This window comes from Microbulbifer litoralis, from assembly GCF_023634065.1.
Lineage (GTDB): Bacteria > Pseudomonadota > Gammaproteobacteria > Pseudomonadales > Cellvibrionaceae > Microbulbifer > Microbulbifer litoralis.
This window is the reverse complement of record NZ_JALKCV010000019.1, coordinates 15,631-28,734: the sequence shown is the minus strand read 5'-3', so window position 1 is coordinate 28,734 and position 13,104 is coordinate 15,631. Positions and strand designations below refer to the sequence as shown.

14 protein-coding genes are annotated in these 13,104 nt (G+C 59.8%); 3 read left to right on the top strand and 11 right to left on the bottom strand.

Going from position 1 to position 13,104, the window contains the following annotated elements:
• Positions 1–68 precede the first annotated feature (68 nt).
• From MWN76_RS19915 to MWN76_RS19870, 10 genes are all read right to left on the bottom strand, one after another.
• Complete coding sequence (locus tag MWN76_RS19915) at positions 69–275, bottom strand: hypothetical protein (RefSeq protein ID WP_250464771.1); 207 nt, start codon at positions 273–275, stop codon at positions 69–71.
• Between the two features lie 100 nt (positions 276–375).
• Complete coding sequence (locus MWN76_RS19910; protein ID WP_250464769.1) at positions 376–714, bottom strand: DUF7716 domain-containing protein; 339 nt, start codon at positions 712–714, stop codon at positions 376–378.
• Positions 715–854: 140 nt separating this feature from the next.
• On the bottom strand, positions 855–1,202 hold the full coding sequence (locus tag MWN76_RS19905; RefSeq protein WP_250464767.1) for a hypothetical protein: 348 nt from the start codon (positions 1,200–1,202) through the stop codon (positions 855–857).
• A gap of 446 nt (positions 1,203–1,648) precedes the next feature.
• On the bottom strand, positions 1,649–1,993 hold the full coding sequence (locus MWN76_RS19900; RefSeq protein WP_250464765.1) for a hypothetical protein: 345 nt from the start codon (positions 1,991–1,993) through the stop codon (positions 1,649–1,651).
• Positions 1,994–2,209: 216 nt separating this feature from the next.
• Positions 2,210–2,485 carry a hypothetical protein gene (locus MWN76_RS19895; protein WP_250464763.1) on the bottom strand — a complete coding sequence of 92 codons (276 nt, stop codon included), beginning with the start codon at positions 2,483–2,485 and terminating at the stop codon, positions 2,210–2,212.
• Positions 2,486–2,756: 271 nt separating this feature from the next.
• A complete protein-coding gene (locus MWN76_RS19890) occupies positions 2,757–4,163 on the bottom strand; it encodes a M20/M25/M40 family metallo-hydrolase (RefSeq protein ID WP_250464761.1) in 1,407 nt (468 codons plus the stop codon).
• Between the two features lie 45 nt (positions 4,164–4,208).
• Positions 4,209–4,562 (bottom strand): hypothetical protein, encoded by a 354-nt coding sequence (locus tag MWN76_RS19885; protein ID WP_250464759.1) that lies wholly within the window; start codon positions 4,560–4,562, stop codon positions 4,209–4,211.
• Between the two features lie 119 nt (positions 4,563–4,681).
• Positions 4,682–5,452, bottom strand: a complete 771-nt coding sequence (locus tag MWN76_RS19880; protein ID WP_250464757.1) for a TSUP family transporter — start codon at positions 5,450–5,452, stop codon at positions 4,682–4,684.
• An 11-nt stretch (positions 5,453–5,463) separates the two neighbouring features.
• Positions 5,464–6,066, bottom strand: coding sequence for a lysophospholipid acyltransferase family protein (locus tag MWN76_RS19875; RefSeq protein ID WP_250464755.1), 603 nt, complete (start codon positions 6,064–6,066; stop codon positions 5,464–5,466).
• Between the two features lie 154 nt (positions 6,067–6,220).
• Entirely contained in the window at positions 6,221–7,804 is a 1,584-nt protein-coding gene (locus MWN76_RS19870; RefSeq protein WP_250464753.1) for a peptide chain release factor 3, read from the bottom strand.
• A 160-nt stretch (positions 7,805–7,964) separates the two neighbouring features.
• Between MWN76_RS19870 and MWN76_RS19865 the strand changes: the two genes are divergently transcribed.
• Positions 7,965–9,743 carry an aminopeptidase P family protein gene (locus MWN76_RS19865; protein ID WP_250464751.1) on the top strand — a complete coding sequence of 593 codons (1,779 nt, stop codon included), beginning with the start codon at positions 7,965–7,967 and terminating at the stop codon, positions 9,741–9,743.
• Positions 9,744–9,821: 78 nt separating this feature from the next.
• Here MWN76_RS19865 and MWN76_RS19860 read toward each other — a convergent pair whose 3' ends face one another.
• Entirely contained in the window at positions 9,822–11,189 is a 1,368-nt protein-coding gene (locus MWN76_RS19860) for an MATE family efflux transporter (protein WP_250464749.1), read from the bottom strand.
• Between the two features lie 81 nt (positions 11,190–11,270).
• On the opposite strand from MWN76_RS19860, the gene MWN76_RS19855 reads away from it, so the two are divergent.
• Both MWN76_RS19855 and MWN76_RS19850 read left to right on the top strand, forming a co-directional pair.
• Positions 11,271–12,533 carry an ATP-binding protein gene (locus MWN76_RS19855; protein ID WP_250464747.1) on the top strand — a complete coding sequence of 421 codons (1,263 nt, stop codon included), beginning with the start codon at positions 11,271–11,273 and terminating at the stop codon, positions 12,531–12,533.
• Positions 12,530–13,081 (top strand): response regulator transcription factor, encoded by a 552-nt coding sequence (locus tag MWN76_RS19850; RefSeq protein WP_250464745.1) that lies wholly within the window; start codon positions 12,530–12,532, stop codon positions 13,079–13,081. The genes MWN76_RS19855 and MWN76_RS19850 overlap by 4 nt, the downstream gene beginning before the upstream one ends.
• The last annotated feature ends 23 nt before the right edge of the window (positions 13,082–13,104 follow it).

Sequence of the window (13,104 nt, the reverse complement as noted above, 5' to 3'; positions counted from 1 at the left end):
TCAAAAATTTTCACTGTCAGGTATGACACCAACCCACGCCCCGGGTCAACTGCATACTTTGGATAATACTACTTCATTGAATCGTCCAGGACTCCGGCCCATTCACGAAACGATTCCGCCGGCCAGTTGTTGTCAACTTTCAACCCCCTGACATCATATTTCCTGGGCTTTCCGCCAAAAAAATTGAACCAGCCTTCGCCAGGGATATAGGCCAATGGGATGTCAAACTCCTTGATATAGAACAGGGTATTTTTCGGAAAGTCGAATTCTTTCATATGAACGCAAACCGTAAAATATCATAATATTCAGAAACAAGGACCTTATCAGAATCTTTCTGCTCGCCCTATTCATGAATACTCATAAAAATCAGAGCAGCTATCTCCGACTTTCCTTTTGTGGAGCAGAAAGAAATGCATCGTATTTATAATAATAGAGAAAAGACTCAAGCAGGAATATGTCCGAAGACTCATACCCCAGACCTTCAGCATACAGGACTATGCTCTCAATGACGCCGGCTTCGAGCGTGAACATAAGTCCGTTTTCCTTAGCGAAAACCGGCACATCGTTCTCATCCATATCGCCATCCTCAAGCGCCTCAATATCTATCATCAGGCCAAGAGTATCCAGGCTCCAAGCTTCGTCTTTGGGAAGATATAGCCAGCCCTCCTCAAGCTGCTCACTCGCTCGACTCAATATACTGATCAACTTTTCCATAAATTTTTTGGAATCCACTATTACGATATAACTGTTATTCATCCTGCGCATGCAGAATTCGCAAAAACGTACCCTTTCAATCGTGAACCGAATTCAGGCAGGACAGAGCAATGTCAAACCATCATACGTGACACCCAGCATTAATTTTTGACTATGAAGGAATGACTAATTACTTCAAGTTGTCCACTATCATTAAAATTGAACTTATAATGCTCGCAGCCTTCCTGAGAACCTATCTTCTCTTGCCTTAAATGCTCCATCAGCCATTCAGAATCTACAATCAAATGACTTCCGTCGAAATCCTCGCCAGGAATAAGCCTCTCTATCATATGCCACTTAAATGCAACCACTTCAGGAAAAATAACCATCACTTCATTACCTTTCCAATCTTTAAATCTGAGAACCAGCTTACTTTCAACCATTTCAATTTGAGGACAACCTACATCTGCTGTAGAAAAACCAGGCTTAATTATTTCAGCTCTTTCCATATTCAATAAATTTTATTGAACCCCCCTTGTCAGTTATGAATGGCAGCACCTTTTCGAACCTCTTATTTCCCGCCCCGTCAAAATGGATATCCGACTTTCTGGACAGCTATAAAGAGTTTGCCTCTTTACTCAGACAAATCATTTGACTGTAGTGAGATACTTAAATTCACAAGGAAAATGAAACTCTTGCCAACCTCTTAAAAAATTTCAAAAGCCATAAAGATGATTAAATTACCACCCTAGTGGTCCATGCGGAAAGTTTGGTGACTAAGGAGCACAGCCAAAGTGTTCAGATCAAGGCGAGAAAGCGCAGGAATAGTGGTTCTATTTCAAGCTTTCTCCAACGCAGAGCTGGACGCTTTGGCGACGCGAACAGTTACACAACTTTCCGCATGGACCACTAGCATGCATCATGCTTATTGTGCATACACCCACATCTTCCGACACTACCGAAACAAGCCAACTATAAAAGGCAACCAAAATAACAACAAAAAACCAAGCATGGTTAAGACTCCCTTGCCACCTCTAGTTGAAATAAAATACCAAGGAACATATATGAACCAGAAGGTATTTATTGACAATCCAAAATTATAAGGCCTGTCAAACTCTTGGGAATCCGACTCATAGTAAATCCAATGCCAGAACAGGAGAAAAAAAACAACTGTCCACACAGCACGAAAACCACTGAGATTCCCCCAGCCATTGAATATGGCCAAAACTTCAGCCAGACAGGCAATTAAACAGGATCCATAGAGGCTAATAATGACAACCCTTGCTTTTCTTTTATTCATATTTTATTCAAATATTTAGCAATGTAGACGCTGTTCGTGTTTTTATACAAACGGGAGACAGAGGTATATTCGGGTGGATAGAATTAGCTATCTTCTTGAATATTCTGACAATTATTTCAAGGGCGGATTCTGTGCTCCATAATGGTCGACACCGAATAACAAAGTTACCTTTATATTTTTTTGAAACGCCCCAACTTAAGGCATACTTCCTGTATTTTAAAAGTTAATTTTCTCATCCTTCCCAAGAATCAAACTATCAATAAATCCATCTTTTAATGTTCTGCCCTTTCGCTCTTCGTCAATTTCTCTTTGCTCTAACATTCTATCTCTAGGCGTTTTTCCTGAATCTTGGATATCTTTACTGTTACCAAGCACACTTGTACTTGGTCTGCCCGACCAGAGATCGGCATACAGCAGGTCTTCTTGGCTCGCACACCCCAACCCGGACGCAGCCACGGAGACGGTCATTATAAAGATCAGTTTATTATTCATAAATCTCTGAAACCTAAGTGATTCGTCGAATAGCCGGAAGCCGTTGCCGCCCCAGCTCCCCAAGAGCCGTACGAGAGGCTTCTCTCGCATACGGCTCAAACTCTTGATTGAGGCTGTCCCAGTATCCACCGCCGCAAACAAAGTAGTTTGGCACCTCTTTTTCAGGGGTCTTTATCATGATTTTTCCAGCAACGGAAAACCCCGCCAGTTGGCGGGGTCCCGGTGGATTGGCTGCTGATAGGAACGGCCGCCGTCGGAAAACGGAGAGGCCTCAGTGCTCAGTCGGCACTCGCCCCAGATCCCCCTCCATCTCCACCGTCAGGAATGACATCACCACCCAGGCAGCCACGTTCTGTTTCAGGTTTTCCGGCTTCACCTTGTCCAGGGTGTCATTGGCAGTGTGGTGGTAGTCGAAGTAGTCGGTGCCGTCCTGGTAGAGGCCGAAGGCGGGTACGCCCTGGGCGACGAAGACGCTGCCGTCGGGGCCGCCATGGGATTCGTTGTTGCCGCGCTCAATGCCCAGCGGGGCGAGGACCTGCATCATCTGGTCGGCGATGTCGAACTTGGTTTCCGGCAGGCGGGTGTCGAAACGCCAGATCTTGCCGGCACCGAAGTCGGACTCGGAAACGGCGACAATGTTGTCCAGCTCGCTGCGGTGCGCCTCGACATACTGCTTGGCACCCACCAGGCCGATTTCCTCGGCTCCGAATAAAACCACGCGCAGGGTGCGGCGCGGGCGCTGTGGCAGTTCGGCGATCATGCGCGCGGTTTCGAGCACGATGCCGACGCCGGCGCCGTCGTCCAGTGCGCCGGTGCCTTCATCCCAGGAATCCAGGTGGGCACCGATGATCAGGGCCTCCTCGGGCTTTTCGCGGCCGGTAATCTCGCCGATCACATTGAAGGACGGGCCGTCGGCCAGGCGCTGGTTGTGCACATCCAGGCGCACTTCGACCGGCTTGCCGCGCTCGAGCATGGCTTCCAGCAGGTTGGCGTCCGGCGCGGACAGGGCCAGGGCCGGTACCGGGTCCTCGACTCCTTCGATACGCATCATGCCGGTGTGGGCGAAGCGGTCGGAGTCGGTACCCACAGAGCGGATCATCAGTGCCGTGGCGCCCTTTTCCGCGGCGGCGGCCATGCCGCGGCTGCGGCCCTGCACCGCCGGGCCGTAGCCCTCACCGGTACGGGCCCGCTCCATGCGTTTGTTGATAAATGCAATCTTGCCTTTCACTTTTCCGGCCGGCGCCTCGATCAGTTCCTCCACATCGGAGAATTCGACGATCTCGGCGGTGACCCCGCCTTCCGGCGTTCCGACGCTGTAGCCGAGGGAGCTGACCACCAGCGGCTGCGGGAAAGGTGCCACCACCCGTGCGTGGGCGTGGCCGCGGTCCCAGCGCGGCACTTCGATCTGCTCGGTGTAGACGCGATCAAAGCCCAGTTCCTTCATCTTCTCCTGTGCCCAGGCCACGGCCCGGCGGTCGCCGTCGGAACCGGTGGGGCGCGGGCCGACTTCCACGGTCAGGGATTCGACGATGCTGTAGGCATCGGAGGATTCCAGGGCGCGGTCGCGCAGCACTTCCGCCACGGAGAGATCCTCCTGGCTCAGCGGTTTGGCGTAGGCGGCAGTCACGGCCAACGCCGCGATCAAGCCACCGGTCAGGGTCTGCAGTGGTCTGAACATTGTGTGTCCCTCTAAGCTCTTTTGTGTTGTGTGGGCGCCTGCTTTCTAGCGGTGCCCATCTGTCTTGTCATTGTCCTGCGGCAGCAACTGCTCCCGCACAGTGCGCAGGCGCTCGATGCCCGCGCGGGTGAAGAGGTAGGGCGAACCGCCGGTGTATTCCGCCTCTTCGATCTCCAGGCACTCGAGGCGCAGGCGCTCCAGTTCCGGGTCGTGGCGCATCGGGTAGCCGGTCAGCACGCGCCATTCGTTGTCGTCTGCCTGGCCGGTGATCACATCCTCGAGCCCGCGGACAAACTGCTCGCGGTCCATGCGGAAGCGCGGCGTGCGCATATGTATCAACGCCCAGATTATCAGGGCGAAGAAACAAAAGGAAAGCAGCAGCGTAATCAGCACCGTCACGAATCAATGCTCCAAGAGCCTTCAGCTCACCCAGAAGAGCCCTCAGCTCGTCAGAGAGAGCCCTCAGCTCACTAGAAAAAGTCTTCGGCTCACCAGAAAGAACTCTTCAATACCAGCCTTCAGCCTCGATCAATCAACAGCTTCACCGCCACGGCAATGGTGGCAATGATGATGATCGGCCTGATCAGGCGTGCGCCGCGGGCGATCACCAGGTTCGAACCCAGCCGCGCGCCGACAAACTGGGCTGCAGACATGCTGACGGCCAGCCCCAGCAGCAGGTGGCCGCCGGCCATGAAGATGAACATCGAGGTGGCGTTGGTTGCCAGCACCAGCGGCTTGGTATGGGCCGTGGCCCTGCGCATGTTGTACCCGAGCAGCGCGGCAAATGCCAGTGCGTAGATGGAGCCCATCCCCGGCCCGAAGAAGCCGCCGTAAAAGCCGATACCGCCACCAACCACCAGATTGAACAGCCCGTGGGGCATCCGCGGTTTTGCATCCACATCGGCGATGCGCGGGGAAAAGGCAAAATAGAGCGCGATACCGATCAGCAACACCGGCAGCAGCGTATCGAGCTGCTCACCGCCCAGCCGGGTTACGCTCCAGGTACCAAGGGCGGAACCACAGACGGCGGCAACGAGCCCCGGCCACAGCTGGCGCAGGTCCAGATAGCCCTTCTGGAAGAAATTGATCGCCGAGGACAGGGTGCCGAACACGCTCTGGAATTTGTTGGTGCCCAGTGCATCCAGCGGTGGAATACCGGCCCACAACAGTGCCGGCAGAGTAATGATGCCACCACCGCCGGCGATGGCACTGATAAAGCCCGCGGCAAACGCGACCACTGTCAGGATCAGGTAGATGGTCGGGGTCAGGTCGCCGGTCAGTGCAGCCACGGTATCGTTGTTTACTCCTCGAACACGCTCTGGTTTTCCGGACAGCGCCCCTGGTAGCGGTTGAAACGCCTGCGGATCTCGCGCATATCGGTTTCCAGGTCACCAGTGGGCCGGTAGAGCGAATCCACGCGAATACGCTTGTTGGGGAAATCCCAGGCCACCAGCAGGATGGGCACGTTGGCCGCATAGGCGATACGCAGGAAACCATTTTTCCATCTGTCGTTGCGTTTGCGCGTGCCTTCCGGGGTGATCGCCACCCACATCTTTTCGTTTTCGCGGAACTGGCTGGCTACCTGCTTGGCCATGCCGCCGGCGGCCGAGCGGTCGGTGGGGATGCCACCGAGCCATTTGAACAGGTTTTTGAACGGAAAGAAAAAGGCTTCCTGTTTCATCAGCCAGGAAGCCTTCAACCGCAGCGCCATGATAAACGGCATGGCCACCACAAAATCCCAATTGGATGTGTGCGGGGCCAGCGCCACCATCAACTTCTTCTCGGGCGGGAATTCACCCTCGATGCGCCAACCGAGCATTTTTACGATCAACAGGCCGATACTTTTGGTGAACCAGTTGCCGATGCGCGGCATTTCTTCGGGCAGGTTTTTTGGAATGCTCACGTCGATGCTTCTCTCGATTCTGTATTGGCGGCTTGTGCCTGTAGCGCCGTGGAGTGTGCCTGTTGGGCGGTGCGCACGGCGCATCCGAGTTCCGAGTTCCGAGTCCCGAGTCCCGAGTCCCGAGTCCCGAGTCCCGAGTCCCGAGTCCCGTATTTCAATGCTCCCGGGTGGCGAAGAACTCGATTTCCGGGTAGCGCTCTTCCGCCAGTTGCAGGTTGACCCGTGTCGGTGCCAGGTAGGTCAGGTGGCCGGCGCCGTCCAGGGCCAGGTTGGTGCTGGCCTTGCGCTTGAAGTTGTCCAGTTCCCTGGCGTTATCGCTGTCCACCCAGCGGGCAGTCTGTACATTCACGTTTTCGTAAATGGCTTCCACCTTGTATTCGTCTTTCAGGCGATAGGCCACCACTTCGAACTGCAACACCCCCACGGCGCCAACGACGATATCGTTGTTGTCCAGCGGGAAGAACACCTGGGTAGAACCCTCTTCGGAAAGCTGCTGCAGGCCCTTCTGCAGCTGCTTCAGCTTCAGCGGGTCCTTCAGGCGGATGCGGCGGAACAGCTCCGGCGCGAAGTTGGGGATGCCGGTGAACTTGAGTTTTTCGCCCTCGGTAAAGGTATCGCCGATCTGGATGGTGCCGTGGTTGTGCAGGCCGATGATATCGCCGGCGATGGCCTCCTCCACATGGGTGCGGTCGCCGGCCATAAAGGTCACCGCATCGGCGATCTTGATGTCCTTGCCCAGGCGCACATGCTTCATTTTCATGCCGCGGTTGTAGGTACCGGAGCAGACGCGCATAAAGGCGATGCGGTCGCGGTGTTTCGGATCCATGTTTGCCTGGATCTTGAATACGAAGCCTGAGAACCTGTCCTCGGTGGGCTCGACGGTGCGCTCGTTGGTTTGCCGCGGCTGCGGGCCCGGCGCCCATTCGACGAAACCATCCAGCATTTCGCGTACGCCGAAATTGCCCAGCGCGGTGCCGAAAAACACCGGCGTCAGCCTGCCGGCCAGGTAGTCTTCCAGGTTGAACTCGTGGGTGGCGCCGCGCACCAGCTCGATTTCCTCGCGGAGATCATCGGCGTCCTCGCCCAGCAGTTCGGTCGCCTCGGCGGAATCCAGGCCCTGGATCCGGGTATCTTCGGGGATGGTGTGGCCCTGCCCCTGCCTGAACACATGAATGGTATCGGTGTAGAGGTTGTAGACGCCCTTGAAGTGCTGGCCCGATCCCAGTGGCCAGTTGATCGGCGCGGCCTGGATATCCAGTACTTCCTCGATCTCGTCCATCACCTCGATCGGGTCGCGGATATCCCGGTCCAGCTTGTTGATAAACGACAGGATCGGCGTCGTGCGCAGGCGGCAGACGTTCATCAGCTTGATGGTGCGGTCCTCGACGCCCTTGGCGCCGTCGATGACCATCAGCGCGGAATCCACCGCGGTCAGTACGCGGTAGGTGTCCTCGGAGAAGTCCTCGTGGCCCGGTGTGTCCAGCAGGTTGACCGTGCGGTCTTTGTAGGGAAACTGCATCACGGACGAGGTCACGGAGATACCCCGCTCCTGCTCCATGCTCATCCAGTCGGAGCGCGCGTGCGGACCCTTCTTGCCCTTGACCGAGCCGGCCAGCTGGATCGCGTTCCCGAACAGCAGCAGCTTTTCGGTCACGGTGGTCTTGCCGGCGTCCGGGTGGGAGATGATCGCGAAGGTGCGGCGGCCGGCGACACCCGCCGGGGAGGAACTCTGAGCCATAATCTAGATTTGAAAACTCGGCCTGGTGCAAAAAACAGGCGCGCATTATACACGGCGGCAGACCGCTCCGGGGGCTGGTAGACTGCCGATTTTAGCGGTGCGCACGGCGCACCCTACGGCGCCGTGCGGGCTGGAAGACGTTTTAAAGGAGAAGTGGACCATGAGTCGGGAGAGATTGCAGGCCCTGCGGGAGGAGCTGGCGCGCCAGCAGGTACAGGGCTTCCTGGTGCCCCGCGGCGATGAGTACCAGAACGAGTATGTGCCCGCCGCCGACGAGCGCCTGGCCTGGCTCACCGGCTTTACCGGCTCCGCCGGCATGGCGGCGGTAGGCGCGGAGCACGCGGCGCTGTTCGTGGATGGCCGCTACACGTTGCAGGCCCAGCAGCAGCTCGGCGACCAGCCGATCGACCTGGAGACACTGGATCCAAATGCCATCGCCGACTGGCTGTGCGAGCAGTTGAAGCGGGGCCAGGCCCTGGGCTACGACCCGCGCCTGCACACGGAACCGGGCCTGGCGCTGCTGGAAAAACGCCTGGGCGAGCGGGATATCGCCCTGCGCCCGCTGGAGCAAAACCCGATCGACGCCGTCTGGACCGATCGCCCGGCCAGCCCCTGTGGCGCTGCGCGGCCGCACCCCCACACCTTTACCGGCGAACACTCGGCGCAGAAGCGCCAGCGCATCGCCGCGCTGCTGGCGGACCGGCGCGCCGACGCCCTGTGGCTGCCCAACCCCGAGGTCTGCGCCTGGCTGTTCAATATCCGCGGCGAAGACGTGCCGCACCTGCCGGTGGCGCTGGCCAGCGCCCTGCTCTACCGCGACGGCACCGCGACGCTGTACCTGGCCAAAGAGGCCGTGGGCGAAGCACTGATCGAACACCTGAACAGTGAGGTGGATATCGTCAACAACCAGGAGGCGCTGTTCGACGCCGCCAAGCGCCACCATGTCTCCAGAATCTGGGTCGACCCGCGTATCGCCAATTGCTGGACACTGCAGCGGTTGCGGGCACAGGAGATCGAGCTGCTGGCCGACCGGGATCCGATCACTGCCGCCAAGGCCTGCAAGAATGCGGTGGAACTGGCCGGCAGCCGCGCCGCCCACGAGCGCGACGGCGCCGCCCTGTGCGAGTTCCTGGCCGAACTGCCGGACGCAGTCGCCGCGGGCGCTCCCGATAACGGCTTCGGCGAACTGGAGGCGGTGCAGTTGCTCAGGGACAAGCGCGAACAGCGCGAGGGCTTCCGGGACGACAGCTTCGATGCCATTTCCGGCTACGGCCCCAACGGCGCCATCGTGCACTACCGCGTCAGCCGCGAATCCAGCCTGCCGATGAGGGCCGAAGGCATTTACCTGATCGACTCCGGCGGCCAGTACCCGGACGGCACCACCGACGTGACCCGCACCGTGCCCCTGGGCGAATTCCCGGAACACGCCCGCGATCACTTTACCCGCGTCCTCAAGGGCCATATCGGCATCGCCACCCTGCGCTTTCCCAAGGGCACCTGCGGCGAACAGATCGACGCCTTTGCGCGCAAATCCCTGTGGGATGCCGGCCTGGACTACGCCCACGGCACCGGCCACGGCGTCGGCAGTTTTCTCAGCGTGCACGAGGGCCCGCAGCGCATTGGCAAGGCCGCCAGCGGCGTGGCGCTGCAGCCGGGCATGATCCTCTCCAACGAGCCGGGCTTCTACCTCACCGGGCAGTACGGCATCCGCATCGAGAACCTGGTGTTCGTGAAGGAGAGCGAGCGGCACAGCGGCTTTATGGAGTTCGAGGAACTGACACTGGCACCGATAGATCGCCGGCTGATCAAGCGGGAACTGCTGACGGAACAGGAAAAGTCCTGGCTGAACCGCTACCACCAGCGGGTGCGGGAGACGCTGATGCCGCTGGTGAACGAGAAGACGCAGGCGTGGCTGGAGGAGAACACCCAGGCAATCTGACGTAGCCCGGATGCAGGCGCGCAGCGCCGGAATCCGGGAAGCCGACACGGTCCCGGATTCCGCTGCGCTCCATCCGGGCTACGCCTGCTGCAAACCGGCGGAGCGGGCGGCGCGTCCGCCGATATCCCGCCGCAACCACCACCAGGCCAGTGCCCCCAGCAGCAGGTTGGCCGCCGCGGTGGCCGCAAACAGGCCGGTAATGCCCCACAACTGATTCCCCACCCAGGCCAGCGGCAGATAGATACCCAGCACCCGCAGGAAGGAAATCAGCGTGGCCGGTAGTGGCCGCCCCAGGCCATTGAAAGCGGCATTGGCGGACATCACGAAACCGTAGCCGGCGTAACTGAACGGCACCAGCGTCAGGTAGGCGATGGCCACCGTCAGCACTTCGGGCGAGTCGCTGAACAGGCGCACCAGCGCCGGGCCGGCGAAATACAACAGCACCGCCAGCGCCGCACCGAAACCGATACAGAAACGGGCCAACACACTGACAGTCTGCTGCATCCGCCCGGTCTCGCCGGCACCGGCGTTCTGGCCGATAAACGGCCCCACCACCGACGACAGCGCATAGAACACGATCAGCGCCAGCGGCTCGATACGCAGCGCCACCCCCAGGCCGGCCACCGCGTCGGCGCCGTGCACCGCCACCAGCGCCACCACTACGCCGCCGGCCATTGGAATGATCACATTGGTGGCGGTTGCCGGCAGCCCCACCGCCAGCACCGTGCGCCAGGAATCCAACAGCCTGGACAGGCGGGGCGGTGCCATCAGGTGCTCGCGGCGGATCAGGAAATAAAGTGCGGCGACAAAGCTGACCCCGCGCGCGATCACCGTGGACAGGGCCGCGCCCTGCAACTCCAGGCGCGGAAACCCAAGCAGGCCGAAGATCAGCAGCGGATCCAGTATCAGATTGAAAAAAGCCACCGCCACCATGATGCGCCCGGTCAATGCACTGTTGCCGATGGCGCGCAGCGATGACAGTGCCACCATCGGCACCACCGCGAATACCGCCCCCAGATACCAGGGGACCATATAGTCGGCGATCAGCGGCAGCATTTCCGCAGAGGCGCCCAGCAGGTGGAACAGTGGCTCAATGGTGACGAGACCGATCGCGCTGATCGCCAGCGCCACCAGCAGCGCCAGCAGCGACGCATCGGTCACCAGCCGCCGTACCCTGTCCAGGTCGCCGGCGCCGTAGGCCCGCGCCACCGCCGACGAGGTGCCGGCGCCCAGGCCGATGGCGAAACTGTTGATCACCATCACGACCGGGAAGGTAAAACTCATCGCCGCCAGTGGCGCACTGCCCAGTTGCGCGACAAAATAGGTGTCCACCACGTTGAACGACATGGTGGCGAGAATGCCCCACACCATGGGCAGCGCCAGCCGGCGCAGGTGCGCCGCTACGGGGCCTTCGGTAAGCCGCGGTGAATTCGTGGTTAAAGCCATGTAACTCTCAATTAAAAAACGGTTATAAGCCGCTCGGACTTTCCGTATGACCCACCAGATCTGCATCCGGATATGTTGCCCATGAGCCCGTTGCACCGGACCGCCATCACCAACCTGCGCCGCCTGACGGCACTGCGGGCCATTGCTCTGTCCGGTTTTCTGCTCGCGGGGCTGCTGACCGGCGCCATCACGGCCTCGGCACCGCTGTTCCTGCTGCTGGGCGCCTGCACGGCGCTGATCAGTGGCTGGCGCAGCCGCAAACGGCAACCGCTGCACCAGTGGGAATTCTTCGGCCATCTTCTCATGGATTGGCTCTGGCTGCCGCCGCTGCTGGCGGTCAGCGGCGGCGCCGCCAATCCCTTTGTCACCTACCTGCTGGTGCCGCTGTCGATCGCCGCGGCCACCCTGCCGCGCAACTACAGCTGGCTGATGGCGGGCCTGAGCATCGCCATCTACACCGGGCTGATCCTGTTTTTTCCCGGCACCAGCCACGGCGGCCACCCCGGCAACCGGGACTTCTACCACCACCTGCTGGGCATGTGGGCCACTTTCGCCTTCTCCGCGCTGCTGATTGCGGGGTTCGTCAACAGCATGGCCGCGTCGCTGCACCAGCGCGACCGCCACCTGCACCAGCTGCGCCAGGAGCAGGCGCGGCGCGAGCAGATACTGTCGCTGGCCACCCTGGCCGCCGGCACCGCCCACGAACTGGCCACGCCCCTGCAGACCATGGGCCTGCTGGTGGAGGAGCTGCAGGCGCGCGGCGGCCTGTCACCGGAGGGCGACGAAGACCTGGCGCTGCTGCAACGCCAGGTGGGCCAGTGCAAACAGGCGCTGGAACAGCTCAAGGTCCGCGCCCGCGATCCGGAGGGCCACAGCGGCGCGCAACCGGTGGTGGCGTTCCTCGACCGCAGTCTCGAGCGCTGGCAACTGCTGCGTCCGGGGGCCCGCTTCAGCCTGCGCAAACAGGGGCCGCCACAGATGGCTGCGCCGCTGCCACACACCCTGGAACAGGCACTGATCAACCTGCTGAACAATGCCCTCGATGCCAGTGGGGCCGCCGGTGCCGGCAGCCAGCCGGTGCAGGTAATTGCCGACTGGGACGCGGAGCGGTTGCAGATACAGATCATCGACAGCGGCCCGGGGCTGGAATCCGGCACTGCCGACGGGAAACGTGGATTCGGTATCGGCCTGATACTGTCCGAGGCGGCCCTGTCGCAACAGGGCGGCACCCTGACCTTTGAGTCGCGCGGGCCGGAAGCCCGCGGTACCATCGCCAGTATCCGTATTCCACTGCATCGCGTCGATGCCGATTCGCTGCCCGGCCAACTGGAGGCGACGACTTGAACCAGAACCCGGTGAACAAGAAGGAACTGCTGGTCGTCGACGACGACCAGAGCGCCCGCGATATACTCTGCCGCGCCCTGGGTCGGCGCAATTTCAATACCCACGGCGCGGCCAGCGTCGAGGAGGCCAACAGCCTGATCGACAGCCGGCCTTTCGATTGCGCGCTGCTGGACCTGAAAATCCACAACGACAGCGGGCTGGAGCTGATCGGGAGCGTACGCCGTATCAACCCCTCAGCGCGCATTGTACTGCTGACAGGTTACTCGAGTATTTCCACGGCGGTGGCCGCCATCAAACTGGGGGCGGACGACTATCTTTGCAAGCCCGCTGGCGGCGAGCAGTTGGCGGCGGCGCTGGCCGGGGAAAAAGCGCAGGGCGATCTACCGGAGATTGCGCAACAGCCACCCTCGGTGGGGCGGCTGGCGTGGGAACATATACAGCGGGTGCTGACAGAAAACGATGGCAATATTTCCGCGACGGCGCGGGCACTGGGGATGCACCGGCGCACGCTGCAGCGGAAGTTGCAGAAAAGACCGAGGGGACAGTGACAGCCATATCAGCGGCCTGGTGA

Coding starts and splice junctions, on each gene's coding strand:
- MWN76_RS19900 (WP_250464765.1), bottom strand. CDS start 1,993: ATGAATAAAAGAAAAGCAAGGGTTGTCATTATTAGCCTCTATGGATCC.
- MWN76_RS19895 (WP_250464763.1), bottom strand. CDS start 2,485: ATGAATAATAAACTGATCTTTATAATGACCGTCTCCGTGGCTGCGTCC.
- MWN76_RS19910 (WP_250464769.1), bottom strand. CDS start 714: ATGGAAAAGTTGATCAGTATATTGAGTCGAGCGAGTGAGCAGCTTGAG.
- MWN76_RS19915 (WP_250464771.1), bottom strand. CDS start 275: ATGAAAGAATTCGACTTTCCGAAAAATACCCTGTTCTATATCAAGGAG.
- MWN76_RS19870 (WP_250464753.1), bottom strand. CDS start 7,804: ATGGCTCAGAGTTCCTCCCCGGCGGGTGTCGCCGGCCGCCGCACCTTC.
- MWN76_RS19905 (WP_250464767.1), bottom strand. CDS start 1,202: ATGGAAAGAGCTGAAATAATTAAGCCTGGTTTTTCTACAGCAGATGTA.
- MWN76_RS19855 (WP_250464747.1), top strand. CDS start 11,271: ATGAGCCCGTTGCACCGGACCGCCATCACCAACCTGCGCCGCCTGACG.
- MWN76_RS19860 (WP_250464749.1), bottom strand. CDS start 11,189: ATGGCTTTAACCACGAATTCACCGCGGCTTACCGAAGGCCCCGTAGCG.
- MWN76_RS19865 (WP_250464751.1), top strand. CDS start 7,965: ATGAGTCGGGAGAGATTGCAGGCCCTGCGGGAGGAGCTGGCGCGCCAG.
- MWN76_RS19890 (WP_250464761.1), bottom strand. CDS start 4,163: ATGTTCAGACCACTGCAGACCCTGACCGGTGGCTTGATCGCGGCGTTG.